Below are 23,839 nucleotides of genomic sequence, written 5' to 3'. Positions count from 1 at the left end.
CCCTTCGCTGGGAGTCCCTGCCCCTTTTGCTGGGACTCCCCGCCTCAGATGCCCAGCTGCTTCGTCTCGTGCAGCTTGGCGATCGCGTTCTCGTCGCCGTCCAGGTCGACCTTGGCCGCGCTCTGCCGGCCGTAGGAGAACAGGACCAGCTCGGAGGGCTCGCCGGTCACCGTGACGACCGGTGTGCCGCGCTGGGCGACCGTCGTCTGGCCGTCGGGGCGGCGCAGGACCAGGCCCGTCGGGACGCCGCGGCCCATCAGCCGGGCGGTGCGCTCCAGACGGGACCACAGGGCGTCCTGGAAGACCGTGTCGAGCTCGCGCGCGGTCCAGTCGGGCTGGGCGCGGCGGACGTCCTCCGCGTGGACGTAGTACTCGATGATGTTCGACATCTCGTCGACCGGCTTGAGGGAGAAGGGCGAGAAACGGGGCGGGCCCGTACGGATCAGCTGGATCAGCTCCTCGTACGGCTTGTCGGTGTACTCCGCCATCACCCGGTCCAGGCGCGACGCGAGCTGCTTGATCAGTATCCCGCCGGCGGCGTCCGGGCGGCGCTCGCGCACCACCACGTGCGCGGCGAGGTCCCGGGTCGTCCAGCCCTCGCACAGGGTGGGCGCGTCCGGGCCCGCGGTCTCCAACAGATCGGCGAGGAGAAGTCGTTCACGCTTGGCATGGGTCGACATGCGGCAAGCCTACGACCGAGTACCGGGTCCGCCCACCCGTCACCCGACCACCACCCCCCATTGAGGCGCATCGCGCCGCCTTTTCCAATCAGTGGACACTCCATCTGGCCTGTCAGTGGCGCCCGGCACAATGGACCACATGACCAGCACGCCCAGCCGCCTCGACCCGGAGATCGCCGCGCGCCTCAAGCGCAGCGCCGACGGCCTCCTGCCCGCCATCGCCCAGCAGTACGACACCGGAGAGGTGCTGATGCTCGGCTGGATGGACGACGAGGCACTGCATCGCACCCTGACCACCGGCCGCTGCACCTACTGGTCCCGCAGCCGCCAGGAGTACTGGGTCAAGGGCGACACCTCCGGCCACTTCCAGTGGGTCAGGTCCGTCGCCCTGGACTGCGACGCCGACACCGTGCTGATCAAGGTCGACCAGGTCGGCGCCGCCTGCCACACCGGGGCCCGCACCTGCTTCGACGAGGACGTGCTGCTCAAGGACGGCGGTTCGGACCCTGCCGCCGTGGATCAGTAAGGTCAGCCGCCATGGACCTCGAGACGTTCCGCAAGCTCGCCACCGACCGGCGGGTCATCCCGGTCACCCGCAAGCTCCTCGCCGACGGCGACACCCCGGTCGCGCTCTACCGCAAGCTCGCCGCCGAGCGCCCCGGCACCTTCCTGCTGGAGTCCGCCGAGAACGGCCGCTCCTGGTCCCGGTACTCGTTCGTCGGAGTCCGCAGCGCCGCCACACTGACCACACGCGACGGACAGGCGCACTGGCTCGGCACCCCGCCCGTCGGCGTCCCCACCGACGGCGACCCGCTCGCCGCCCTGCGCGCCACCATCGAGGCCCTGCACACCCCGCACCAGGAGGGCATGCCGCCCTTCACCGGCGGCATGGTCGGCTACCTCGGCTACGACATCGTCCGCCGCCTGGAGAAGATCGGCCCCGGCGAGCGGGACGATCTGAAGCTGCCCGAGCTGACCATGCTCCTCACCAGCGACCTCGCCGTCATGGACCACTGGGAGGGCTCGGTCCTGCTGATCGCCAACGCGATCAACCACAACGACCTCGACACCGGCGTCGACGAGGCGTACGCGGACGCGATCGCCCGTCTGGACGCCATGGAGGCGGACCTCTCGCGCGCGGTGGCCCAGCCCCCCGCCGTCCTGCCGCCGTCCGAGCTCCCCGAGTACTCCGCGCTCTGGGGCGGCCCCGACTTCCAGGAGGCCGTCGAGGACATCAAGGAGCGCATCCGGGCCGGCGAGGCCTTCCAGGTGGTGCCCTCCCAGCGCTTCGAGACGCCGTGCACGGCGAGCGCGCTGGACGTCTACCGGGTCCTCCGCGCGACCAACCCGTCGCCGTACATGTACCTGTTCCGCTTCGAAGGGTTCGACGTCGCCGGCTCGTCCCCCGAGGCCCTGGTCAAGGTCGAGGACGGACGGGCCATGGTCCACCCCATCGCCGGCACCCGCTGGCGCGGCGCCACCCCGCAGGAGGACCAGGCCCTCGCCGACGAACTCCTCGCCGACCCCAAGGAGCGCGCCGAGCACCTCATGCTCGTCGACCTGGGCCGCAACGACCTGGGGCGGGTCTGCGAGCCCGGCTCGGTCGAGGTCGTCGACTTCATGTCCATCGAGAAGTACTCGCACGTCATGCACATCGTCTCGACGGTGACGGGCCGCGTCGCCCCGGGCCGCACCGCCTTCGACGTCCTCACCGCCTGCTTCCCGGCCGGCACCCTCTCCGGCGCCCCGAAGCCCCGCGCCATGCAGATCATCGACGAACTCGAACCGTCCCGGCGCGGGCTGTACGGCGGCTGCGTCGGCTATCTCGACTTCGCGGGCGACTCCGACACCGCCATCGCCATCCGCACGGCCCTGCTGCGCGACGGCACCGCCTACGTCCAGGCGGGCGCCGGCATCGTCGCCGACTCCGACCCGGTCGCCGAGGACACCGAGTGCCGCAACAAGGCGGCGGCGGTCCTGCGGGCCGTCCACACGGCGAACCGGCTGGGAAAGGCCTGAGATGAACCCCGGGTGACGGTTCGCCCGGGGTTCAGGCGATAGTGGGGTACGTGACTGCTGTACCGCACCCACGTTCCCAAGCCTCCGGATCCGCCCGGGCCGGCCGCCTGAGCCTCGCCGTCGCACTGCTGTGCGGCGCGCTCGGCGCGGCCGTGGCGCTGCTCGCCACCCGGCAGAGCTGGTCGGAGGGCACCGCGACGGTGGCCGGTGGCGCCTTCCCCCTGACCGCCACGGGCAGCGACGTCACGGGCGTGCCCGCGGCGCTCGCCATCGTGGGCCTCGCCGCCCTCGTCGCCGTCTTCGCCGTCCGCCGGGGCGGCCGCGTCGTGGTGGCCGCCCTGCTGGCGCTCTCCGGCGCGGGCACCGTCGCCGCCGCCCTGCTCGGCGCCTCCGACAGCTCCGCACTCGACGAGAAGGCCGCCGAGGCCTCCGGCGACACCTCCGCCTCCGTCGCGGCCCTCAGCCACACCGCCTGGCCCTACGTCGCGGCCGTCGGGGGCGTCCTGCTCCTCCTGGCCGGACTGCTCGCCCTGCGCTACGGCCGGCTGTGGCCCGCGATGTCCGGCCGCTACGAGCGGGACGGCACGCCCCGGCCGCGCCGCAAGGCCCCCGCCGTCGACCCCGACCGGCCCGAGGACCTGTGGAAGGCACTCGACCGGGGCGAGGACCCGACCGGGGCATAACGCCGCACACGGGCGGGGCACGGAGAAGCGGAGGGAGCACCCCCGCTCACCGGACGCGCGCCCGTGCGGGACAATGGGCGCGAGCGTCCTGCTCAGACACGCACACAGCAACGAGGAGCAAGCAATGGCGGGCAGCAGCCACGGTCACACCCCGGCCGCCTGGACCGGTGTCACGATCGCCTTCATCGGTTTCTGCGTCGCGGGCGCGTTCATGGTGTTGGACCAGCCGGTGGGCTTCTGGGCGGGCATGGTGGTCGTGCTGCTCGGCGGTGTCGTCGGCGCGGCCATGCGGGCGATGGGCATGGGCCAGCCCAAGGACCTGCACCAGCCGCACGCGATGACGGGCGACCGCGAGCCGGCCCGCGCCGAGGGCTGAACCCCGGAACACCGCGTTGTCGCGTGAGGGGCGGCCGGCACTCGGGTGCCGGGACCGCCCCTCACGCGCGTGCGGGGCACAATGCGTACCGTGAACACCGACAGCCGAAGGGTGACGCGCGGCGTCCCCGGCCGCCTGGCCGCCCCCGCCGGGGTGCTCGCGGCCGTCGCCGCCGCCTTCGCCTACGTGGGCACGGTGGACCCCAACGAACCCGGCCACTACCCCGTCTGCCCGCTGCTGCGCTACACCGGCCTGTACTGCCCCGGCTGCGGCGGACTGCGCAGCGCGCACGCCTTCGTCCACGGCGACCTCCCGGCGGCGCTCCAGGACAACGCGCTCGCCGTCCTCGGCTATCTGGGCTTCGCCGTACTGTGGACCGTATGGGTGGTCCACGCCGTACGCGGGCGCCCGCTGCGGATCGATCCCCGGCCGGTGCTGGTGTGGAGCCTCGGCGCGTTGCTGCTGGTCTTCACCGTTGTCCGGAACCTGCCCTTCGGCGGCTGGCTCCACCCTTGATCAACTGGCAGACGTCCAGGTAGTGGGACCGGCGTCAACCGGATGTGAGGCCTACGCCCCGCTGCGGATACCATCGCAGTGACCATCGGTTTTCGACTGGTCGCTGGAACTGTCAAGCGTCTGGAAGGGGGCCGCTCGCGTGAGTGTGCTCGACGAGATCATCGACGGAGTCCGTGCCGACCTCGCGGAGCGGCAGGCGCGCGTCAGCCTCGACGAGCTCAAGGAGCGCGCGGCGAAGGCTCCCGCGGCCAAGGACGGCGCGGCCGCGCTGCGCGGCGACGGCGTCAAGGTCATCTGCGAGGTCAAGCGCTCCAGCCCGTCCAAGGGCGCGCTGGCCGCGATCGCCGACCCGGCCGGGCTCGCCGCGGACTACGAGGCGGGCGGCGCGGCCGTCATCTCGGTGCTGACGGAGCAGCGGCGCTTCGGCGGCTCGCTCGCCGACCTCGAGGCGGTCCGCGCCCGCGTCGACATCCCGGTCCTGCGCAAGGACTTCATCGTCACGTCGTACCAGCTCTGGGAGGCCCGGGCCTACGGCGCCGACGTCATCCTGCTGATCGTCGCGGCCCTCGAACAGCCCGCCCTTGAGTCCCTCATCGAGCGCGCCGAGTCCATCGGGCTCACGCCGCTGGTCGAGGTGCACGACGAGGACGAGGTCGAGCGCGCGGTCGACGCCGGCGCCCGCGTGATCGGCGTCAACGCGCGCAACCTCAAGACCCTCGAGGTCGACCGCGGCACCTTCGAGCGCGTGGCCCCCGAGATCCCCGACCGCATCATCAAGATCGCCGAGTCCGGCGTCCGCGGCCCGCACGACCTCATCGCCTACGCCAACGCCGGCGCCGACGCGGTCCTGGTCGGCGAGTCCCTCGTCACCGGCAAGGACCCCAAGACGGCGGTCTCCGACCTGGTGGCGGCGGGCGAGCACCCCGCGCTCCGGCACGGCCGGAGCTGATCACCCGCTAGGCTTGCCCCGATGACTCTCACCATGACGACCGTGGACCGGTACGCCCGCCTCGCGCGCGGCTGCCGCCCCCGCGGCTGCCGAGCCCCGGCCCGCCGGGTACACGGCCGCCGCGTGCGCTACGTCATCGGTGACGAGCCGGGCCAGGTGAATGGCATGCGATGGCAGCAGCGCCCTTCTTTTGGGGGCGCGGGGAACTGCGCGACCAGCCACGGCGGTCCCGCAGCCGACTGAGACCCTTGCCCCCACGGCGATCAGTGCATTCCACACACACTCACCGTGAGGTATCCGCATGCCCAGCCAGTTCTTCATCCCTGACCCGGAGGGTCAAACCCCCAGCCCCGAAGGCTACTTCGGGGCGTTCGGCGGCAAGTTCATCCCGGAGGCCCTCGTCGCCGCAGTCGACGAGGTAGCCGTCGAATACGACAAGGCCAAGCACGACCCCGAGTTCGCCAGGGAACTCGACGACCTCCTGGTCAACTACACCGGCCGCCCCTCGGCGCTCACCGAGGTCCCCCGCTTCGCCGCGCAGGCGGGCGGCGCCCGGATCTTCCTGAAGCGGGAAGACCTCAACCACACCGGCTCCCACAAGATCAACAACGTGCTCGGCCAGGCCCTGCTCACCAAGCGCATGGGCAAGACCCGCGTCATCGCCGAGACGGGCGCCGGCCAGCACGGCGTCGCCACGGCCACCGCGTGCGCGCTCTTCGGCCTCGAGTGCACGATCTACATGGGCGAGATCGACACCCAGCGCCAGGCCCTCAACGTCGCCCGCATGCGGATGCTCGGCGCCGAGGTCATCGCCGTGAAGTCCGGCAGCCGCACGCTGAAGGACGCCATCAACGAGGCCTTCCGCGACTGGGTCGCCAACGTCGACCACACGCACTACCTCTTCGGTACGGTCGCCGGCCCGCACCCCTTCCCGGCCATGGTCCGCGACTTCCACCGGGTCATCGGCGTCGAGACCCGCCGCCAGCTCCTGGAGCGCGCCGGGCGCCTCCCCGACGCGGCCGTCGCCTGCGTCGGCGGCGGCTCCAACGCCATCGGCCTCTTCCACGCCTTCATCCCGGATCCGGACGTACGCCTCATCGGCTGCGAGCCGGCGGGCCACGGCGTCGAGACCGGTGAGCACGCGGCCACCCTGACCGCGGGCGAGCCCGGCATCCTGCACGGCTCGCGCTCCTACGTCCTCCAGGACGAGGAGGGCCAGATCACCGAGCCGTACTCGATCTCGGCCGGTCTGGACTACCCGGGCATCGGCCCCGAGCACTCCTACCTCAAGGACTCCGGCCGCGGCGAGTACCGCGCGGTCACGGACGACGCGGCCATGCAGGCCCTGCGCCTGCTGTCCCGCACCGAGGGCATCATCCCGGCCATCGAGAGCGCCCACGCGCTGGCCGGTGCCCTCGAGGTCGGCAAGGAGCTGGGCAAGGACGGGCTGATCGTGGTCAACCTGTCCGGCCGCGGCGACAAGGACATGGACACCGCAGCGCGCTACTTCGGCCTCTACGACACCGACGCCGAGGTCGCCGCCGACGCTGACACCGACACCGCCGAGATCGAGGGGGACGCCAAGTGAGCGGGAACATCAAGCTGCTGGGCGACACCCTCGCAGCGGCGAAGTCCGAGGGCAGGTCCGCCCTCATCGCCTACCTGCCGGCCGGGTTCCCGACCGTGGACGGCGGCATCGAGGCGATCAAGGCCGTCATCGACGGCGGCGCCGACGTCGTCGAGGTGGGCCTGCCGCACAGCGACCCCGTCCTCGACGGTCCCGTCATCCAGACCGCCGACGACATCGCCCTGCGCGGCGGCGTCAAGATCGCCGACGTGATGCGCACCGTCCGCGAGGCCCACCGGGCCACCGGCAAGCCCATCCTGGTCATGACGTACTGGAACCCCATCGACCGCTACGGCGTCGAGCGGTTCACGGCCGAGCTCGCCGAGGCGGGCGGCGCCGGGTGCATCCTGCCCGACCTGCCCGTGCAGGAGTCGGCGCTGTGGAGGGAGCACGCGGAGAAGCACGGGCTCGCCACGGTCTTCGTCGTCGCCCCCAGCAGCAAGGACGAGCGGCTCGCGGACATCACCGCCGCGGGCAGCGGCTTCGTCTACGCCGCTTCCCTCATGGGCGTCACCGGCACCCGCGCGACCGTCAGCTCGCAGGCCGAGAACCTGGTGGAACGCACCCGCGCCACGGGCACCGGCCTGCCGGTCTGCGTGGGGCTCGGCGTCTCCAACGCCACCCAGGCCGCCGAGGTCGCCCGCTTCGCCGACGGCGTGATCGTCGGCTCGGCGTTCGTCAAGGCCATGCTGGACGCGCCGGACGACGCGGCCGGTGTCGAGGCGGTACGGGCGCTCGCCGGCGACCTCGCGAAGGGCGTGCGCGGACAGGCGTAAGAAACCGGGAAGTCATACCGGTCCCTCGTACGGGTGGACCTGGGGCTGGGGAGGCGCGCTGCGCCTCCCCGGTTCGTTTCCGGGGTGTGAGCGAGAAGAACCGTGAGGGAAAGCGCACCGCCCGGGAGAAGCTGGCGGTCGAGCGCGAGAAGCAGAAGTCCGCGGACAAGCGCCGGCGCGCGCTGATCGTGGGCGGGGCCGTTGTCGCCGTCCTGGGTCTCGCGGCGGTGATCGGCGTCGTCGCCGCCAACGCCGGCAAGGACGACGAAAGCGAGGCGTCGGGCCCGGTCGTGGCTCCCTCGGGAGCGCAGGGCAAGGACGGCCTCGCCATCCCGGTCGGCAAGGACAGCGCCAAGTCCACGCTCACGGTGTGGGAGGACTTCCGCTGCCCGGCCTGCAAGTCCTTCGAGACGACGTACCGGCCGGTGATCCACGAGCTGACCGAGGCCGGCGCGCTGAAGACGGAGTACCACCTGGTCACCCTCATCGACGGCAACATGGGCGGCACCGGCTCCCGGAACGCTGCCAACGCCGCGGCCTGCGCCCAGGACGCCGGGAAGTACCCCGCGTACCACGACGTGCTCTTCGACAACCAGCCCCCCGAGGTCGACGACGCCTACGCCGACAACGACAAGCTGATCGAGCTGGCCGGCAAGGTCGACGGCCTGGACACCCCCGCCTTCCGCAAGTGCGTGCAGAACGGCACGCACAACGGCTGGGTCGCCAAGTCCCACCAGGCGTTCGACAAGGGCGGCTTCTCGGGCACGCCGACCGTGCTGTTCAAGGGCGAGAACATCTACCAGGACCGGGCGATGACCCCCGCGAAGCTGAAGAAGATGGTGCTGGAGGCGAACAAGGGGTAAAGGCTTTTCTCACGCCCCCGTTATGGACCCGTAGCCGGGCTGCCTGCCGTGGGCCCGGCGCGGCAGGGTAGCGTCGACCTTGCCATGGAACTTGCCTTCATTCCCAGCCCGTCGCGCGGGGTGCTGTACCTCGGCCCCATTCCGCTGCGCGGCTACGCGTTCTGCATCATCATCGGCGTCTTCGTTGCCGTCTGGCTCGGCAACAAGCGCTGGATCGCCCGGGGCGGGCGGGCCGGCACGGTGGCCGACATCGCGGTCTGGGCCGTGCCCTTCGGTCTGGTCGGCGGCCGGCTCTACCACGTGATCACGGACTACGAGCTGTACTTCAGCGAGGGCCGTGACTGGGTGGACGCCTTCAAGATCTGGGAGGGCGGTCTCGGTATCTGGGGCGCGATCGCGCTGGGCGCGCTGGGCGCGTGGATCGGCTGCCGCCGCCGGGGCATCCCGATGCCGGCCTACGCCGACGCCGTCGCCCCCGGTATCGCCCTCGCGCAGGCCATCGGCCGCTGGGGCAACTGGTTCAACCAGGAGCTGTACGGCAAGCCGACCGACCTGCCGTGGGCCCTGGAGATCACGTCCTCGGCGGACGGGCGGGTGCCGGGCACCTACCACCCGACGTTCCTGTACGAGTCGCTGTGGTGCATCGGTGTCGCGGTCCTGGTCATCTGGGCCGACCGCCGCTTCCGGCTCGGACACGGGCGGGCGTTCGCGCTGTACGTCGCCGCGTACTGCGCGGGGCGTGGGTGGATCGAGTACATGCGCGTCGACGACGCCCACCACATCCTGGGCCTCCGGCTGAACGTGTGGACCGCGATCTTCGTGTTCCTGCTCGCGGTCGCCTACCTGGTGATCTCGTCGAAGAAGAGCCCCGGCCGGGAAGAGGTCGTGGAGCCCGGTGCGGAGGCCTCCGTCGGTGAAGCCGACAAGGGCGAGAAGGCCGCTGACGCCGCCGACGAGGACGGCGAAGCCGAGGGCGAGGCGAAGGACGACGAGGCCAAGGACGGGGCCGGGTCGGCGAAGAAGACCTGACCGTCCGCCGTACGTGTACGCGTGACCGAGGGCGCCCGGAGATGTTCCGGGCGCCCTCGGTGTGTCTCAGCGGCGGCGGGCCAGGGACAGTGTGCGCTGGGCCGCCGTCACCACCGCCGCGTCGACGAAGCTCCCGTCCGGGAGAGCCTGGGCGCCCTGCTGCGTCGCCGCCGCCTTGAGGACCGTCTCCGCCTGTTCGATCTCCCCCTCGGTCGGCAGAAAGGCACGTTCGATGACCGGCAGCTGACGTGGGTGGATCGCCGCGCGGCCCAGGAAACCCAGGGCACGGCCGTGGGCGCAGGAGGCGGCCAGGCCCGCCAGGTCGCGGACGTCCGGGTGGACCGACTGCGCCGGCGGGGGCAGGCCTGCGGCCCGGGCGGCCACGATCACCCGGGAGCGGGACCAGTCGAGACCCGCGTCGTCCCGTACGCCCAGGTCGGCCCGCAGGTCCGCCTCCCCGAGCGCGATGCCCCGCAGGGTCGGATGGGCCGTGGCGACGGCATACGCCTGTTCCACACCGAGGGCCGTCTCCAGGAGGGCGTACAAGGGCAGCCCCGGGGAGACGGCGCGCTCGGCGATCCGGACGACCTCGGTGGGTGAGGTGATCTTGGGGAGTCGCAGGGCGCAGAGGCCGGGAGCGCGGGACACGGCCGCGATGTCCGGCGCGCCCCACGGGGTGTCCAGGGCGTTGACGCGGACGTGGACCGGGATCGGCGGCAGGTCGCCGAGCAGGTCGGCCGTGGCGGCGCGGGCGTAGGCCTTGCGGTCCGGGGCGACCGCGTCCTCCAGGTCGACGACGACGATGTCGGCGCCGGAGGCGAGCGCCTTCGCCACCACCTGCGGGCGGTCGCCCGGGGCGTACAGCCAGGTGAGCGGGTAGGCCGCCGTCACAGGGCGCCCTCCGCGCGCAGCGCCGTGACGTCGGACGGGGACAGGCCCAGCTCGGTCAGGACCTCGACCGTGTCGGCGCCGTGCGGGCGGCCGGCCCAGCGGATCGCGCCGGGCGTCGCGGAGAGACGGAAGAGGACGTTCTGCATGCGCAGGGGGCCCAGTTCCGGGTCGTCGACCGTGGTGATGGTGTTCAGGGCCTGGTACTGGGGGTCCGCCATCACGTCCCGGACGTCCTGGACCGGGGCCACCGCCGCCTCCGCCTTCTCGAAGGCCGCCAGGACGTCCGTGCGGGTGCGCGCGGCGATCCAGGAGCCGACCGCCTCGTCCAGGAGGTCGGCGTGGCGGGCCCGGTCGGCGCCCGTGGCGAACCACGGTTCGTCGATCAGTTCGGGGCGGCCCACCAGGTGCATCACGCGCTCCGCGACCGACTGGGCCGACGTCGAGACCGCGACCCAGGTGCCGTCCGCCGTGCGGTAGACGCCGCGCGGGGCGTTGTTGGGGGAGCGGTTGCCGGTGCGGGGCTGGACGTGGCCGAGCTGGTCGTACCAGAGGGGCTGGGGGCCGAGGGCGGCCAGGATCGGTTCGATCAGGGCCATGTCGACGACCTGGCCCTCGCCGGTGCGCTCGCGTGCCGCCAGCGCGGTCATCACCGCGTACGCCGTCGTCAGACCCGCGATGGAGTCGGCCAGGCCGAACGGCGGGAGGGTCGGGGGCGCGTCCGGTTCGCCGGTGATCGCGGCGAAGCCGCTCATCGCCTCGGCGAGGGTGCCGAAGCCGGGGCGATGAGCGTAGGGGCCGAACTGGCCGAAGGCGGTGACACGGGCCAGGACCAGGCGGGGGTTGGCGGCCGACAGCTCCGGCCAGCCCAGGTCCCACTTCTCCAGGGTGCCGGGGCGGAAGTTCTCGATGACCACGTCGGCCGTGGCGGCGAGGCGCAGGAGGGTGGTGCGGCCGCCCGGTTTCGACAGGTCCAGGGTGATGGTGCGCTTGTTGCGGCCGAGCATCTTCCACCACAGGCCCACTCCGTCCTTCGACGGTCCGTGGCCGCGGGAGGGGTCCGGTTTCGACGGGTGCTCGACCTTCACGACCTCGGCGCCGAAATCGCCGAGCAGGGTCGCGGCGAGCGGGCCGGCGAAGAGGGTGGCGAGGTCGAGGACGCGGAGGCCGGTGAGGGGAGTGGTCCCGGGCGCGGTCGTGGCGGCGGTCATGGGCGGTGGGTCTCCCGGTGCGTGAGGTGGGCGAGTGCGTCGAAGCCGATGCCGTCGAAGTCGCCGATGGATGTGGCGAGACGGTTCTTCAACGGGGCCGTCCAGCGGTCGGGGAGGGCCGCCGGGTGTCCTGCCAGCAGGCCGGCGACGCTGCCGGCCGTCGCGCCGTTGGAGTCGGTGTCCCAACCGCCGCTCACGGCACGGCAGATGGAGCCGGGGAAGTCGCCGTTCGCATGGGTGAGGGCGGCGGCGATCAGGGCGGTGTTGGGGACGGCGTGCACCCAGTGGTACGTGGGGGAGTGGGCGGCGTGGAGTTCGTCCACGACCTTGTCGAAGTCGTCGTGTTCCCCCGCCAGTCGGACGGCGTCGCGGACGGCTCGGGCGAGGCGGGAGCGTGGGGGGACGACGGTGAGGCCGGTGCGCAGGCAGGCGTGGATGTCGTGTTCGCCGGTCGCGGCGGCCGCGAGGGTGGCTGCCGCGAACATCGCCGCGTAGACGCCGTTGGCGGTGTGGGTGAGGGTGGCGTCGCGGTGCGCCCGTTCCGCGGCGGCGGCCGGGTCGCCGGGGTTGGTCCAGCCGTGGACGTCGGCGCGGATCAGGGCGCCGATCCACTCGCGGAACGGGTTGCGGTGGCGGGCGGTGTGCGGGGGTTCCAGGCCGGTGAGGAGGTTGCGGTAGGCGATGCGCTCGGCGGTGAAGGTGCGGCCGGCGGGGAGTTCGTCGAGCCAGGTGCGGGCCACGTCCGTGGTGGTGAAGGTGCTGCCGTGGCGTTGGAGGACGAGGAGGTTGAGGAGGGGGTAGTTGAGGTCGTCGTCCTCGGGCATGCCGTCGATGTTCTCGGCGAGGGAGGTGGTCGCCGAGCGGCGGTTCCAGGGGTGTGCGGTGAGGAGGTCTTCGGGGACGCCTCGGGCTGTGAAGTAGGTGGTGAGGGGCCAGTTGCCGGTGGCTCCGGCCAGTTGGCGGATCGCTTCGAGGGGAAGCTTTTCCACTGGCTTGCCCAGGAGGCAGCCGACGGCTCGGCCCAGCCAGGCGGCTTCGAGGTGCTGCGGCGTGGCGGCGGCTCGACTGCCCGCAGGCAGCGGCCAGTTCGCGCAGGCCGACTTGATTCCCTCCAGGTCCGTTGGCTCGTCGTCCGTCAAGGCGCTCGGCAGGTCCGCCAGTTCGTCCAGGAGGTCTTCTGCCAGCCGGCGGAGGTAGCGGGAGGCGGGGGTCGGGGACGCTCCTGCTGTGAGGGGGGCCTCCGGGCCGCCTGCCGCTCGCCAGTGGGCCGCGATCGCCTTCGGCTCACGGCCGTCCTGGGATGCCTGGCGGAGTTCGTGGCCGATCAGGTCCTCCGGCTGGACCCAGGTCAGTCGGAGCATTCCGGGCCTCCGAGGGACGCGAAGGCCTCTTCGTGGGCGCGGCGGCGGGACACGTCCCGGGCGAAGATCTCGCGGGTGACGGCGGTGAGGGTCGTAGCCGGTTCCCAGAGGTCCAGACGGCTGGCCTCCGCGACCGTCTTGGACCAGTCCTGGGGGATCGGCGAGCCGAGGGCGCCGGCCATGGCCCCTGCCATCGTGGCGATGGAGTCGCAGTCACGGCCGTAGTTCACCGCGCCGAGGACCGCGTGGCGGTAGTCGCCCCGGGCCACGAGCAACATGCCCAGGGCTACGGGGAGTTCCTCGATCGCGTGCAGGCGGGAAGGGCGGCGGGCGCCGAGGGAGGGGGAGCGGTAGTCGGGGCCCACCGTGTCGTAGGGGGCCACCGCCTCGCGCAGGGGGCGCAGCGCCGACTCGAAGTCCGTGTGCCGGGAGGCCTCCTCACAGACCCGTTCGATGGCGGTGCGGGTGCCGTCCTTGGCGAGGGAGAGGCATGTCGAGACGACCGAGTCCGGGGTCGCCCCGGGCGTGCACGCCGCCGCGACCGCCGCGGCCAGGACGCCGGCCGCCTCACGGCCGTACGACGACTGGTGCGCGCCCGCGATGTCGAGGGCCTCGGCGTAGGCGGCACGGGGGTCGGCCGCGTTGACCAGGCCGACCGGGGCCATGTACATCGCCGCGCCGCAGTTGACGACGTTGCCGGTGCCGGCCTCGCGCGGGTCGGCATGGCCGTAGTGGATCCTCGTCACCAGCCATTTCTCGGCCAGGAAGATCCGTTGGAGGGGGAGCGCCTCGCTCTCCAGTTCCGGGATCCAGCGTGGCTCGGTCATCAGGTCGGGGACGAGGTGGTCGGCGACCGCGTAGGCGTCCAGGTGGTCGCGGACCCGGGCGTAGACGCGGATCAGGGCGTGGGTCATCAAGGTGTCGTCGGTGACGTGGCCGTCGCCCTTGTGGTACGGGGCGAGGGGGCGGGCCGTGCGCCATGCGTCGCCGTGCCAGGGGCCGACGATGCCGTGGACGCGGCCGCCGTGGCGTTCCAGGATCTGCTCGGGGGAGTAGCCCTCGACGGGGCCGCCGAGGGCGTCGCCGACGGCGGCTCCTACCAGGGCACCGGTGATCCGCTCGTCCAACGGGGCGTTTTGGTGGGATTTGGGCTTCATGGCCGCATCATCCACCTGGGAGGGACGGTTGTGCGGCTTCCAGGAGTTCGGCGAGTTCTACGAGGTCGGTGCCGGTGAGGCGGGGCAGGACGCAGCCGGAGAGCGTGCGGCAGGTCTCCCGCCAGGAGGCCGGGATCGAGGCACCGCCGCCCAGCGCGCCGGTGAGGGCGCCCGCCAGGGCCGGGGCGGAGTCCGCGACCCGGGACAGACAGGCCGCCGCCGGGACCGCCTCCGCGATGCGGCCGCGGGCGGCGGTGGCCAGTGCGAGGGCGACCGGGACCGTTTCGGCGGCGGCGATGCCGTAGCTGTAGACGTGGTCGACGATCTGGTGTTCCAGGGGCGGGACCAGGGCGAAGGCGCTGTCCGCGGCGGCGGCGAGACGCAGTGCGTGCCGGGCGTTGCGGCCGATCTCCGTCTCCTCGGGGAGTTCGGCGAGGGCCGCCGTGACGCAGGCGTCGACGTTCGCCCCGGCCAGGGCGAGGGCGAGGGCCGCGGCCATCGCGCGGGCGCCGTGGACGCCGTCGCCGTCCTGGGTGTAGCGGGCGTCGAACTCGGCGAGTGCCGCGGCGCGGCCCGGGTCGCCCGGGTGGGCCATGGCCAGGACGCAGGCGCGTACGCAGGCCGCGTCGTCGAAGTAGTGCGGGTTGTCGTGGCCGGTGGCGGGCGGTCGCAGTCCGGTGGCGAGGTTGCCGAGGCCGGCGCGGACGGAGATGCGGGCGCGCAGGGGGAGGACGGCGGACTCGATCTCGGGGGCGCGGTCCGCCGCGGCGGCGACCTCGCTTGCGATGGCGTTCCAGGTGAGGTCGATCGCGGCGCGGGTGCGGCGTTCCCGGCTGAGGTCGTTCAGGACGGTGTCGTCGCCGGCGCGCAGGAGGGCCTCGGCGGCGAAGGCCGCCCATTCGGCGTCGTCGGAGGGGCCGAGGCGGAGGGGCTCGGGGGGTTGGTTCAGGGCGATGGGGACGGGGAGGGTGGTGGTGGCGTTGTGTTCGGCGAAGGTGTCCAGTTCGCGGGTGAGGCGGCGGGTCCAGTCGGGCATGCGGGCAGCTCTGTGGCGGGCGGCGGGCCAGCCGGCGGCGTCTCCGGCGGCCAGTCCGAGCAGGAGGCCTTCGGCCTTTCTGTCTCCCGCCCGCGCACCGCCCGTAACTGTCAACCCATGGGTCCTGGTCTCCCATGGGGCGCTTTCGCCGTCGGCGGCTGCGGGTGGCCCCTGCAGAGGGCTCATACTCGTACCTCCGTCTCACGGTCCGCTGTCAGCAGGTCCGCCACGTCCCGTACGTGGTAGCCCGCCATCGCCGGGAGGCATCGGCCGCGGACCGGGCCGATGGGGGTGGTCCAGGCCTCCGGGATCGCCGAGACGCCCCGCGTCGCGCCCGCCAGGGCACCCGCCACCGCCGCCGTCGTGTCCGCGTCGCGGCCCATGTTCACCGCAGTCAGGACGGACTGCTCGAAGTCGCCGTCGGCCGCCGCGTAGGCGCCGAAGGCGAGGGCGACCGCCTCGGGGGCCAGGTCGGTCCAGGGGTAGCCGCCGATGACGACCGCGGAGCGGACCGCCCGTTCGCCGCGGTGGGCCACCGCCACCGCGCGGCGCAGACAGCGGGCCGTCCACGAGTCGTCGGGGACGACCGCGAGGGCGGCGGCCACCACCGCGATGGCCGGAGCGCCCGCCATCGCCGCCGCCACGCCCGCCGCCACCGCCTGGCCGCCGTAGATGCCCTCGCCGTCGTGGCTCACCGAGCCGTCGATCGCGACCAGACGGGCCGCCTCCGCCGGGCGGCCCGCCGCGAACACCCCGAAGGGAGCCGCGCGCATGGCCAGCCCGTCGCTCCAGGCATGCCGGTGCTGGGCGGAGATGGGAGCGGCCAGGCCTCTGCGGAGGTTCTCCAGCGTGCCGCGTTCGCTGAAGCCGGCGCCCCGGAAGGGGCCCTCGTCGCGGTCGGCGATCCACTCGTGCCAGGCCGCCTCCACATGCGCCGGCGTGAGCGCGGAGCCGTGCCGGGCCAGGAGGAGGCCGGAGAAGATCGCGTACTCGGTGTCGTCCGTGCCGGACGGGTTGTCGGTGACGTAGCCGGTGATACGGCCCCACCGGGCGCGGATCTCGGAGGGCTTCATGTTCTCGGCCGGGGCCCCGAGGGCGTCACCGACGGCCAGGCCCAGCAGTGCGCCCCGTGCCCGTTCGCGGAGTCCGGCGGCGTCCCCGGGCGCCGGGACGGAGGGGATGCAGGCGATCGATGCCATACGGCATGTGTCCCACTCCGGCGATCGCCCCGAGCCTCGGGAGCCACAGCATCACCCGGTCGACATCTGCGCAGGGTGATGATCAAGTGAGCGGAAAAGGGTAAAACCGCAGGTTAGCCCAGCCTTTCCTTGCTGGCGGCGCCGGAATTCACGGCGTACTTTGGGTGTTGTAAAAATCTGGAACTCGTCCAAAGAAGCCGTTGAGCAAGGAAATCGGGGATCTTTCATGGCCATCATCGAGACCGAGGCGACGCTGCACGAGGCGCACCGGGACAACCACACGCACCGGGACGTGAACGGCGGCTGGCTGCGTCCCGCGGTGTTCGGTGCGATGGACGGCCTCGTCTCCAACCTGGCCCTGATGACCGGTGTCGCGGGCGGGGCCGTGAGTCAGCAGACCGTGGTCCTGACCGGACTCGCGGGTCTGGCCGCCGGTGCCTTCTCCATGGCCGCCGGCGAGTACACCTCGGTGGCCTCGCAGCGCGAGCTCGTCGAGGCCGAGCTGAACGTGGAGCGGCGCGAGCTGCGCAAGCACCCGAAGGACGAGGAGGCCGAGCTCGCCTCGCTCTACGAGGCGAGAGGCGTGGAGCCGGAGCTGGCCCGGGAGGTCGCCCGGCAGCTGTCCAGGGATCCGGAGCAGGCGCTGGAGATCCATGCCCGGGAGGAGCTGGGTATCGACCCGGGCGATCTGCCCTCGCCCACCGTGGCCGCGGTGTCGAGCTTCGGCTCCTTCGCGCTGGGCGCGCTGATCCCGGTGCTGCCGTATCTGCTGGGCGCGAGCACCCTGTGGCCCGCCGTGCTCCTGGCGCTGCTGGGGCTTTTCCTGTGCGGCGCGGTGGTGGCCAAGGTGACGGCCCGCACCTGGTGGTACAGCGGGCTGCGGCAGCTGTTGCTGGGAGGCGCGGCGGCCGGTGTGACGTACGCCCTGGGCACCCTGTTCGGAACGGCCGTAGGATAGCTCGGCTCGGACTTATGCGTGGGGCCGTATAAGTAGCCGTTACTCGCTGGTTTCGGATGTGCGACCACCGGGCATGAGCCGTAAGCGCTGCGGGCAATGACGCTCGCCGCGCACCCCCCAGCGGGAGGGGCGAAGACGCCCGTTCCGCCATCGGGCCCGACGGGCATCGATCTCACCCGGTCGTTCCGTAGTGGCCCCCATAGCTTCCACCGTCAGCGCGGAACCCCTGCCGCGTACCTGCGGTGTCCGCATGTTGGAACGGATTATCCCGCTTCCCGAGAACCACTCCATCATGTAACCTGCACGAAATTTTGCGATCACGCAGAGGGCCAACGTCGTCCCTCGGCACCTTGCATATGCCACATGACGACGACGGGAGAGCCGATGCGTACGCCGCGCCAGCCGTCCCAGCACTCCGCGAATGGCCAGAACTGGTCGTTCATGGATGCTCGCCCTGCTGCGCAGGGTATGTACGACCCCCGCAACGAGCACGACGCCTGCGGCGTCGGCTTCGTCGCCACCCTCACAGGCGAGGCGTCCCACACCCTGGTAGAGCAGGCTCTGACCGTCCTGCGCAACCTCGAACACCGCGGTGCCACCGGCTCCGAGCCCGACTCCGGCGACGGCGCCGGCATCCTGTCGCAGGTCCCGGACGCCTTCTTCCGTGACGTGGCCGGATTCGAGCTGCCCGAGGCCGGCGGATACGCCGTCGGTATCGCCTTCCTGCCGGAGGACTCCACCGCCGACGCCGTCTCGAAGATCGAGACGATCGCGTCCGAGGAGGGCCTTACCGTGCTCGGCTGGCGCGAGGTGCCGGTCGCTCCCCAGCTGCTGGGCGCCACCGCCCGGTCGACCATGCCGGTCTTCCGCCAGATCTTCGTCGCGGACGGCTCCTCGACGGGCATCGCCCTGGACCGCAAGGCGTTCGTGCTGCGCAAGCGCGCCGAGCGCGAGGCCGGCGTGTACTTCCCGTCGCTGTCCGCGCGGACCATCGTCTACAAGGGCATGCTGACCACCGGCCAGCTCGAGCCCTTCTTCCCGGACCTGTCCGACCGCCGGTTCGCCTCCGCGGTCGCGCTCGTGCACTCCCGGTTCTCGACGAACACGTTCCCGTCGTGGCCGCTGGCCCACCCCTACCGCTTCGTCGCGCACAACGGTGAGATCAACACCGTCAAGGGCAACCGCAACTGGATGGTCGCCCGTGAGTCGCAGCTCGTCTCGGACCTGTTCGGTGCGGACGACAAGGCCATAGAGCGGATCTTCCCGGTCTGTACGCCGGACGCCTCCGACTCCGCCTCCTTCGACGAGGTCCTCGAGCTCCTGCACCTGGGCGGCCGTTCCCTGCCGCACTCCGTGCTGATGATGATCCCGGAGGCGTGGGAGAACCACGACTCCATGGACCCGGCCCGGCGCGCCTTCTACCAGTACCACTCCACGATGATGGAGCCCTGGGACGGCCCGGCCTGTGTCACCTTCACCGACGGCGTCCAGGTCGGCGCCGTGCTCGACCGCAACGGTCTGCGCCCCGGCCGCTACTGGGTCACCGACGACGGCCTCGTCGTCCTCGGCTCCGAGGTCGGCGTCCTGGACATCGACCCGGCCAAGGTCGTCCGCAAGGGCCGCCTCCAGCCCGGCCGCATGTTCCTCGTCGACACCGCCGAGCACCGCATCATCGAGGACGACGAGATCAAGGCCGAGCTCGCCGCCGAGAACCCGTACGCGGAGTGGCTGGAGGCCGGCGAGATCGAGCTGGGCGACCTGCCCGAGCGCGAGCACATCGTCCACACCCACGCCTCGGTCACCCGCCGCCAGCAGACCTTCGGCTACACCGAGGAGGAGCTGCGCGTCCTCGTCGCGCCGATGGCCAAGGCCGGTGCCGAGCCGATCGGCTCGATGGGCACCGACTCGCCGATCGCGGCGCTGTCGGACCGCCCGCGGCTGCTCTTCGACTACTTCACCCAGCTGTTCGCGCAGGTCACCAACCCGCCGCTGGACGCGATCCGCGAGGAGCTCGTCACCTCGCTGCGCTCCGCGCTGGGTCCGCAGGGCAACCTGCTCGACCCGACCGCGGCCTCCTGCCGCAGCGTCCTGCTGCCCTTCCCGGTGATCGACAACGACGAGCTGGCCAAGCTCATCCACATCAACGCCGACGGCGACATGCCCGGCTTCAAGGCCGCGACGCTGTCCGGCCTGTACCGGGTGCACGGCGGAGGTGACAGCCTGGCCGCGCGGATCGAGGAGATCTGCGCCGAGGCCGACGCCGCGATAGAGAACGGCGCCCGGCTGATCGTCCTGTCGGACCGCCACTCGGACGCCGAGCACGCGCCGATCCCGTCGCTGCTGCTCACCGCGGCCGTCCACCACCACCTCATCCGCACCAAGCAGCGCACCCAGGTGGGCCTGCTGGTCGAGGCCGGTGACGTCCGCGAGGTGCACCACGTCGCCCTGCTCATCGGCTACGGCGCCGCCGCCGTCAACCCGTACCTGGCGATGGAGTCCGTCGAGGACCTGGTCCGCGCCGGCACCTTCCTGCCCGGCATCGAGGCCGAGAAGGCCATCCGCAACCTCATCTACGCCCTCGGCAAGGGCGTGCTGAAGGTCATGTCCAAGATGGGCATCTCGACCGTCGCCTCCTACCGCGGCGCCCAGGTCTTCGAGGCCGTCGGCCTGGACGAGACCTTCGTCGAGGCGTACTTCAACGGCACGGCCACCAAGATCGGCGGCGTCGGCATCGACGTCATCGCCAAGGAGGTCGCCGCCCGCCACGCCAAGGCCTACCCGGCCTCCGGCATCGCCCCGGCGCACCGCGCGCTGGAGATAGGCGGCGAGTACCAGTGGCGCCGCGAGGGCGAGCCGCACCTGTTCGACCCGGACACGGTCTTCCGCCTCCAGCACTCCACGCGCGCCGGCCGCTACGACATCTTCAAGAAGTACACCGAGCGCGTGAACGAGCAGTCCGAGCGGCTGATGACGCTGCGCGGCCTGTTCGGCTTCAAGGCCGAGGGCCGGCAGCCGATCTCCATCGACGAGGTCGAGCCGGTCTCCGAGATCGTCAAGCGGTTCTCGACGGGCGCCATGTCGTACGGCTCCATCTCCCAGGAGGCGCACGAGACCCTCGCCATCGCCATGAACCAGCTGGGCGGCAAGTCCAACACCGGTGAGGGCGGCGAGGACCCGGAGCGTCTGTACGACCCGGCCCGCCGGTCGTCCATCAAGCAGGTCGCCTCCGGCCGCTTCGGTGTGACCTCCGAGTACCTGGTCAACGCGGACGACATCCAGATCAAGATGGCCCAGGGCGCCAAGCCCGGCGAGGGCGGCCAGCTGCCCGGCCACAAGGTCTACCCGTGGGTCGCCAAGACGCGTCACTCGACGCCGGGCGTCGGCCTCATCTCGCCGCCGCCGCACCACGACATCTACTCCATCGAGGACCTGGCCCAGCTGATCCACGACCTGAAGAACGCGAACCCGCAGGCGCGGATTCACGTCAAGCTGGTCTCGGAGGTCGGCGTCGGTACGGTCGCCGCGGGTGTCTCCAAGGCGCACGCGGACGTCGTCCTGATCTCCGGCCACGACGGTGGTACGGGTGCCTCGCCGCTGACGTCGCTCAAGCACGCGGGCGGTCCCTGGGAGCTCGGCCTCGCCGAGACCCAGCAGACGCTGCTGCTCAACGGCCTGCGCGACCGCATCGTCGTGCAGACCGACGGCCAGCTGAAGACCGGCCGTGACGTCGTCATCGCCGCGCTGCTCGGCGCCGAGGAGTTCGGTTTCGCGACCGCGCCGCTGGTCGTCTCCGGCTGCGTCATGATGCGCGTCTGCCACCTGGACACCTGCCCGGTCGGCATCGCCACGCAGAACCCGACGCTGCGCGAGCGCTACTCCGGCCAGGCCGAGTACGTCGTGAACTTCTTCAAGTACATCGCCGAAGAGGTCCGCGAGATCCTCGCCGAGCTGGGCTTCCGCTCCATCGAGGAGGCCGTCGGCCACGCCGAGGCCCTCGACGTCACCCGCGCGGTAGACCACTGGAAGGCGCAGGGCCTGGACCTGGAGCCCCTGTTCCACGTGCCCGAGCTGCCCGAGGGCGCGGTCCGCCACCAGCTGATCGCCCAGGACCACGGTCTGGAGAAGGCGCTCGACAACCAGCTGATCAAGCTGGCCGCCGACGCCCTGTCCGCCTCGGACGCCACCGAGGCCCAGCCGGTGCGCGCCCAGGTGCAGATCCGCAACATCAACCGCACGGTCGGCACCATGCTCGGCCACGAGGTGACGAAGAAGTTCGGCGGTGCGGGCCTGCCCGACGACACCGTCGACATCACCTTCACCGGTTCCGCCGGCCAGTCCTTCGGCGCGTTCGTGCCGCGCGGTGTCACGCTGCGCCTGGAGGGCGACGCCAACGACTACGTCGGCAAGGGCCTCTCCGGCGGCCGTGTGATCGTCCGCCCGGACCGCGGCGCCGACCACCTCGCCGAGTACTCGACGATCGCGGGCAACACCATCGCCTACGGCGCGACCGGCGGCGAGCTGTTCCTGCGCGGTCGCACCGGCGAGCGGTTCTGTGTCCGCAACTCCGGCGCGACGGTCGTCTCCGAGGGCGTGGGCGACCACGGCTGCGAGTACATGACCGGCGGTCACGCGGTGGTGCTCGGCGAGACGGGCCGCAACTTCGCGGCCGGTATGTCCGGCGGTATCGCGTACGTCATCGACCTGGACCGCGACAACGTCAACGTCGGCAACGTGGACGCCGTGGAGCCGCTGGACGACACCGACAAGCAGTGGCTGCACGACGTGGTCCGCCGCCACCAGGAGGAGACGGGCTCGACCGTCGCCGAGAAGCTCCTGGCAGAGTGGGACACCGCCGTCGAGCGCTTCAGCAGGATCATCCCCAGCACGTACAAGGCAGTGCTCGCCGCCAAGGACGCCGCCGAGCGAGCCGGTCTCTCCGAGACCGAGACCCACGAGAAGATGATGGAGGCGGCGATCAATGGCTGACCCGAAGGGCTTTCTGAACCACGGCCGCGAGGTCGCCAAGTCCCGTCCGGTCGAGGAGCGCCTCAAGGACTGGAACGAGGTCTACGTCCCCGGCTCCCTGCTGCCCATCATCAGCAAGCAGGCCAGCCGCTGCATGGACTGCGGCATCCCGTTCTGCCACAACGGCTGTCCGCTGGGGAACCTCATCCCCGAGTGGAACGACTACGCCTACCGCGAGGACTGGGCCGCCGCCTCGGAGCGGCTGCACGCGACGAACAACTTCCCGGAGTTCACGGGCCGTCTGTGCCCCGCTCCCTGTGAGTCGGCGTGTGTGCTCGGCATCAACCAGCCGGCCGTCACCATCAAGAACGTCGAGGTCTCGATCATCGACAAGGCGTGGGAGACCGGGGACGTCGCCCCGCAGATCCCGGAGCGCCTGTCCGGCAAGACGGTCGCGGTCGTCGGCTCCGGCCCGGCCGGTCTGGCCGCCGCCCAGCAGCTGACCCGGGCCGGTCACACGGTCGCCGTCTACGAGCGCGCGGACCGTATCGGAGGCCTCCTCCGCTACGGCATCCCCGAGTTCAAGATGGAGAAGCGGCACATCAACCGCCGTATCGAGCAGATGCGCGCGGAGGGCACCCGCTTCCGTACGGGCATCGAGATCGGCCGCGACCTGAAGGCGACGGACCTGAAGAAGCGGTACGACGCGGTGGTCCTGGCCGTCGGCGCGACCACGGCCCGCGATCTGCCGGTGCCCGGCCGCGAGCTCAAGGGCATCTACCAGGCCATGGAGTATCTGCCCCTGTCCAACAAGGTCCAGGAGGGCGACTTCGTGGCGCCCCCCATCACGGCCGAGGGCAAGCACGTCGTGGTCATCGGCGGCGGCGACACCGGCGCGGACTGCGTGGGCACCGCCCACCGCCAGGGCGCTGCCTCCGTCACACAGCTGGAGATCATGCCCCGCCCGGGCGAGGAGCGGAACACGGCCTCTCAGCCGTGGCCGACCTTCCCCATGCTGTACAAGGTCACCTCGGCCCACGAGGAGGGCGGCGACCGCGTCTACTCGGTGTCGACGACCCACTTCGAGGGCGACGAGGACGGCAACGTCCAGTGGCTGCACCTCACCGAGGTGGAGTTCATCGACGGCAAGCTGACCCCGAAGCCGGGCTCCGAGCGCAAGATTCCCGCCCAGCTGGTCACCCTCGCCATGGGCTTCACCGGCACCGACCGCGACAACGGCCTGGTCGACCAGTTCGGCCTGGACCTCGACGAGCGGGGCAACATCGCCCGCGACGCCGACTTCCAGACCAACGTGCCGGGCGTGTTCGTCGCCGGTGACGCGGGCCGCGGCCAGTCGCTCATCGTGTGGGCGATCGCGGAGGGCCGCTCGGCCGCCCGCGGGGTGGACCGCCGCCTCACGGGCGTCAGCGAGCTGCCGGCCCCGATCCGTCCGACGGACCGTGCGCTGATGGTCTGACGCGCACCCCAGAACGTCCCGTACAAAGGCGTACGGAACACAGACGGCGCCTGCCCTACAGTCCCCGAC

21 protein-coding genes are annotated in these 23,839 nt (G+C 71.8%); 14 read left to right on the top strand and 7 right to left on the bottom strand.

Features of this window, described 5'->3' with window-relative positions:
* Positions 1 to 44: 44 nt before the first annotated feature.
* The gene (locus ACFT32_RS40090) at positions 45 to 680 is read right to left on the bottom strand and encodes a TIGR03085 family metal-binding protein (RefSeq protein WP_382499027.1); all 636 of its coding nucleotides are present in this window, start codon (positions 678 to 680) and stop codon (positions 45 to 47) included.
* Between the two features lie 139 nt (positions 681 to 819).
* Between ACFT32_RS40090 and hisI the strand changes: the two genes are divergently transcribed.
* From hisI to lgt, 11 genes are all read left to right on the top strand, one after another.
* Positions 820 to 1,206: a phosphoribosyl-AMP cyclohydrolase gene (gene hisI, locus ACFT32_RS40085; protein ID WP_382499025.1), complete on the top strand. Its 387-nt coding sequence runs from the start codon at positions 820 to 822 to the stop codon at positions 1,204 to 1,206.
* An 11-nt stretch (positions 1,207 to 1,217) separates the two neighbouring features.
* Positions 1,218 to 2,699: an anthranilate synthase component I gene (locus ACFT32_RS40080; protein WP_382499023.1), complete on the top strand. Its 1,482-nt coding sequence runs from the start codon at positions 1,218 to 1,220 to the stop codon at positions 2,697 to 2,699.
* Positions 2,700 to 2,740: 41 nt separating this feature from the next.
* Entirely contained in the window at positions 2,741 to 3,382 is a 642-nt protein-coding gene (locus ACFT32_RS40075) for a TIGR02234 family membrane protein (RefSeq protein ID WP_382499021.1), read from the top strand.
* Between the two features lie 124 nt (positions 3,383 to 3,506).
* Entirely contained in the window at positions 3,507 to 3,758 is a 252-nt protein-coding gene (locus tag ACFT32_RS40070; RefSeq protein ID WP_382499020.1) for an HGxxPAAW family protein, read from the top strand.
* An 81-nt stretch (positions 3,759 to 3,839) separates the two neighbouring features.
* Complete coding sequence (locus tag ACFT32_RS40065) at positions 3,840 to 4,274, top strand: DUF2752 domain-containing protein (RefSeq protein WP_382499018.1); 435 nt, start codon at positions 3,840 to 3,842, stop codon at positions 4,272 to 4,274.
* Between the two features lie 139 nt (positions 4,275 to 4,413).
* The gene (gene trpC, locus ACFT32_RS40060; RefSeq protein ID WP_382499016.1) at positions 4,414 to 5,223 is read left to right on the top strand and encodes an indole-3-glycerol phosphate synthase TrpC; all 810 of its coding nucleotides are present in this window, start codon (positions 4,414 to 4,416) and stop codon (positions 5,221 to 5,223) included.
* Between the two features lie 21 nt (positions 5,224 to 5,244).
* Positions 5,245 to 5,466, top strand: coding sequence for a tryptophan biosynthesis modulator TrpM (gene trpM / locus ACFT32_RS40055; RefSeq protein ID WP_382499014.1), 222 nt, complete (start codon positions 5,245 to 5,247; stop codon positions 5,464 to 5,466).
* Positions 5,467 to 5,524: 58 nt separating this feature from the next.
* On the top strand, positions 5,525 to 6,811 hold the full coding sequence (gene trpB, locus ACFT32_RS40050) for a tryptophan synthase subunit beta (protein ID WP_382499011.1): 1,287 nt from the start codon (positions 5,525 to 5,527) through the stop codon (positions 6,809 to 6,811).
* A complete protein-coding gene (gene trpA, locus ACFT32_RS40045) occupies positions 6,808 to 7,626 on the top strand; it encodes a tryptophan synthase subunit alpha (RefSeq protein WP_382499009.1) in 819 nt (272 codons plus the stop codon). The genes trpB and trpA overlap by 4 nt, the downstream gene beginning before the upstream one ends.
* Positions 7,627 to 7,712: 86 nt before the next feature.
* Positions 7,713 to 8,489 carry a DsbA family protein gene (locus ACFT32_RS40040; RefSeq protein ID WP_382499008.1) on the top strand — a complete coding sequence of 259 codons (777 nt, stop codon included), beginning with the start codon at positions 7,713 to 7,715 and terminating at the stop codon, positions 8,487 to 8,489.
* A gap of 84 nt (positions 8,490 to 8,573) precedes the next feature.
* Entirely contained in the window at positions 8,574 to 9,518 is a 945-nt protein-coding gene (lgt, locus tag ACFT32_RS40035; protein ID WP_382499006.1) for a prolipoprotein diacylglyceryl transferase, read from the top strand.
* A gap of 66 nt (positions 9,519 to 9,584) precedes the next feature.
* Here lgt and ACFT32_RS40030 read toward each other — a convergent pair whose 3' ends face one another.
* The 6 genes from ACFT32_RS40030 to ACFT32_RS40005 are packed head-to-tail and all read right to left on the bottom strand — an operon-like array spanning position 9,585 to position 16,370.
* A complete protein-coding gene (locus ACFT32_RS40030; RefSeq protein WP_382499005.1) occupies positions 9,585 to 10,409 on the bottom strand; it encodes an HpcH/HpaI aldolase/citrate lyase family protein in 825 nt (274 codons plus the stop codon).
* Entirely contained in the window at positions 10,406 to 11,617 is a 1,212-nt protein-coding gene (locus ACFT32_RS40025) for a CaiB/BaiF CoA transferase family protein (protein WP_382499003.1), read from the bottom strand. Before ACFT32_RS40025 ends, ACFT32_RS40030 begins: the two co-directional genes overlap by 4 nt.
* Positions 11,614 to 12,978, bottom strand: coding sequence for an ADP-ribosylglycohydrolase family protein (locus tag ACFT32_RS40020; RefSeq protein ID WP_382499002.1), 1,365 nt, complete (start codon positions 12,976 to 12,978; stop codon positions 11,614 to 11,616). Before ACFT32_RS40020 ends, ACFT32_RS40025 begins: the two co-directional genes overlap by 4 nt.
* Positions 12,966 to 14,135, bottom strand: a complete 1,170-nt coding sequence (locus ACFT32_RS40015) for an ADP-ribosylglycohydrolase family protein (protein ID WP_382499000.1) — start codon at positions 14,133 to 14,135, stop codon at positions 12,966 to 12,968. Before ACFT32_RS40015 ends, ACFT32_RS40020 begins: the two co-directional genes overlap by 13 nt.
* Positions 14,136 to 14,142: 7 nt before the next feature.
* Positions 14,143 to 15,357, bottom strand: coding sequence for an ADP-ribosylglycohydrolase family protein (locus tag ACFT32_RS40010; RefSeq protein WP_382498998.1), 1,215 nt, complete (start codon positions 15,355 to 15,357; stop codon positions 14,143 to 14,145).
* Positions 15,354 to 16,370 carry an ADP-ribosylglycohydrolase family protein gene (locus ACFT32_RS40005; RefSeq protein ID WP_382498997.1) on the bottom strand — a complete coding sequence of 339 codons (1,017 nt, stop codon included), beginning with the start codon at positions 16,368 to 16,370 and terminating at the stop codon, positions 15,354 to 15,356. The genes ACFT32_RS40010 and ACFT32_RS40005 overlap by 4 nt, the downstream gene beginning before the upstream one ends.
* Before the next feature lie 226 nt (positions 16,371 to 16,596).
* Here ACFT32_RS40005 and ACFT32_RS40000 point away from each other — a divergent pair, with 226 nt between their 5' ends.
* The 3 genes from ACFT32_RS40000 to ACFT32_RS39990 all read left to right on the top strand — a co-directional run bounded on the left by ACFT32_RS40000 (position 16,597) and on the right by ACFT32_RS39990 (position 23,770).
* On the top strand, positions 16,597 to 17,328 hold the full coding sequence (locus ACFT32_RS40000) for a VIT1/CCC1 transporter family protein (RefSeq protein WP_382498996.1): 732 nt from the start codon (positions 16,597 to 16,599) through the stop codon (positions 17,326 to 17,328).
* Between the two features lie 384 nt (positions 17,329 to 17,712).
* Entirely contained in the window at positions 17,713 to 22,314 is a 4,602-nt protein-coding gene (gltB, locus tag ACFT32_RS39995) for a glutamate synthase large subunit (protein ID WP_382499192.1), read from the top strand.
* Entirely contained in the window at positions 22,307 to 23,770 is a 1,464-nt protein-coding gene (locus tag ACFT32_RS39990; protein WP_382498994.1) for a glutamate synthase subunit beta, read from the top strand. The genes gltB and ACFT32_RS39990 overlap by 8 nt, the downstream gene beginning before the upstream one ends.
* Positions 23,771 to 23,839: the final 69 nt, after the last annotated feature.

The sequence above is a fragment of the Streptomyces sp. NPDC057002 genome (genome assembly GCF_042673825.1).
GTDB lineage: Bacteria > Actinomycetota > Actinomycetes > Streptomycetales > Streptomycetaceae > Streptomyces.
This window is presented reverse-complemented; position numbering and strand designations above follow the sequence as displayed.

Coding starts and splice junctions, on each gene's coding strand:
- ACFT32_RS40090 (WP_382499027.1), bottom strand. CDS start 680: ATGTCGACCCATGCCAAGCGTGAACGACTTCTCCTCGCCGATCTGTTG.
- hisI (WP_382499025.1), top strand. CDS start 820: ATGACCAGCACGCCCAGCCGCCTCGACCCGGAGATCGCCGCGCGCCTC.
- ACFT32_RS40080 (WP_382499023.1), top strand. CDS start 1,218: ATGGACCTCGAGACGTTCCGCAAGCTCGCCACCGACCGGCGGGTCATC.
- ACFT32_RS40070 (WP_382499020.1), top strand. CDS start 3,507: ATGGCGGGCAGCAGCCACGGTCACACCCCGGCCGCCTGGACCGGTGTC.
- ACFT32_RS40065 (WP_382499018.1), top strand. CDS start 3,840: ATGCGTACCGTGAACACCGACAGCCGAAGGGTGACGCGCGGCGTCCCC.
- trpM (WP_382499014.1), top strand. CDS start 5,245: ATGACTCTCACCATGACGACCGTGGACCGGTACGCCCGCCTCGCGCGC.
- trpB (WP_382499011.1), top strand. CDS start 5,525: ATGCCCAGCCAGTTCTTCATCCCTGACCCGGAGGGTCAAACCCCCAGC.
- lgt (WP_382499006.1), top strand. CDS start 8,574: ATGGAACTTGCCTTCATTCCCAGCCCGTCGCGCGGGGTGCTGTACCTC.
- ACFT32_RS40025 (WP_382499003.1), bottom strand. CDS start 11,617: ATGACCGCCGCCACGACCGCGCCCGGGACCACTCCCCTCACCGGCCTC.
- ACFT32_RS40020 (WP_382499002.1), bottom strand. CDS start 12,978: ATGCTCCGACTGACCTGGGTCCAGCCGGAGGACCTGATCGGCCACGAA.
- ACFT32_RS40015 (WP_382499000.1), bottom strand. CDS start 14,135: ATGAAGCCCAAATCCCACCAAAACGCCCCGTTGGACGAGCGGATCACC.
- ACFT32_RS40010 (WP_382498998.1), bottom strand. CDS start 15,357: ATGAGCCCTCTGCAGGGGCCACCCGCAGCCGCCGACGGCGAAAGCGCC.
- ACFT32_RS40005 (WP_382498997.1), bottom strand. CDS start 16,370: ATGGCATCGATCGCCTGCATCCCCTCCGTCCCGGCGCCCGGGGACGCC.
- ACFT32_RS40000 (WP_382498996.1), top strand. CDS start 16,597: ATGGCCATCATCGAGACCGAGGCGACGCTGCACGAGGCGCACCGGGAC.
- gltB (WP_382499192.1), top strand. CDS start 17,713: ATGCGTACGCCGCGCCAGCCGTCCCAGCACTCCGCGAATGGCCAGAAC.
- ACFT32_RS39990 (WP_382498994.1), top strand. CDS start 22,307: ATGGCTGACCCGAAGGGCTTTCTGAACCACGGCCGCGAGGTCGCCAAG.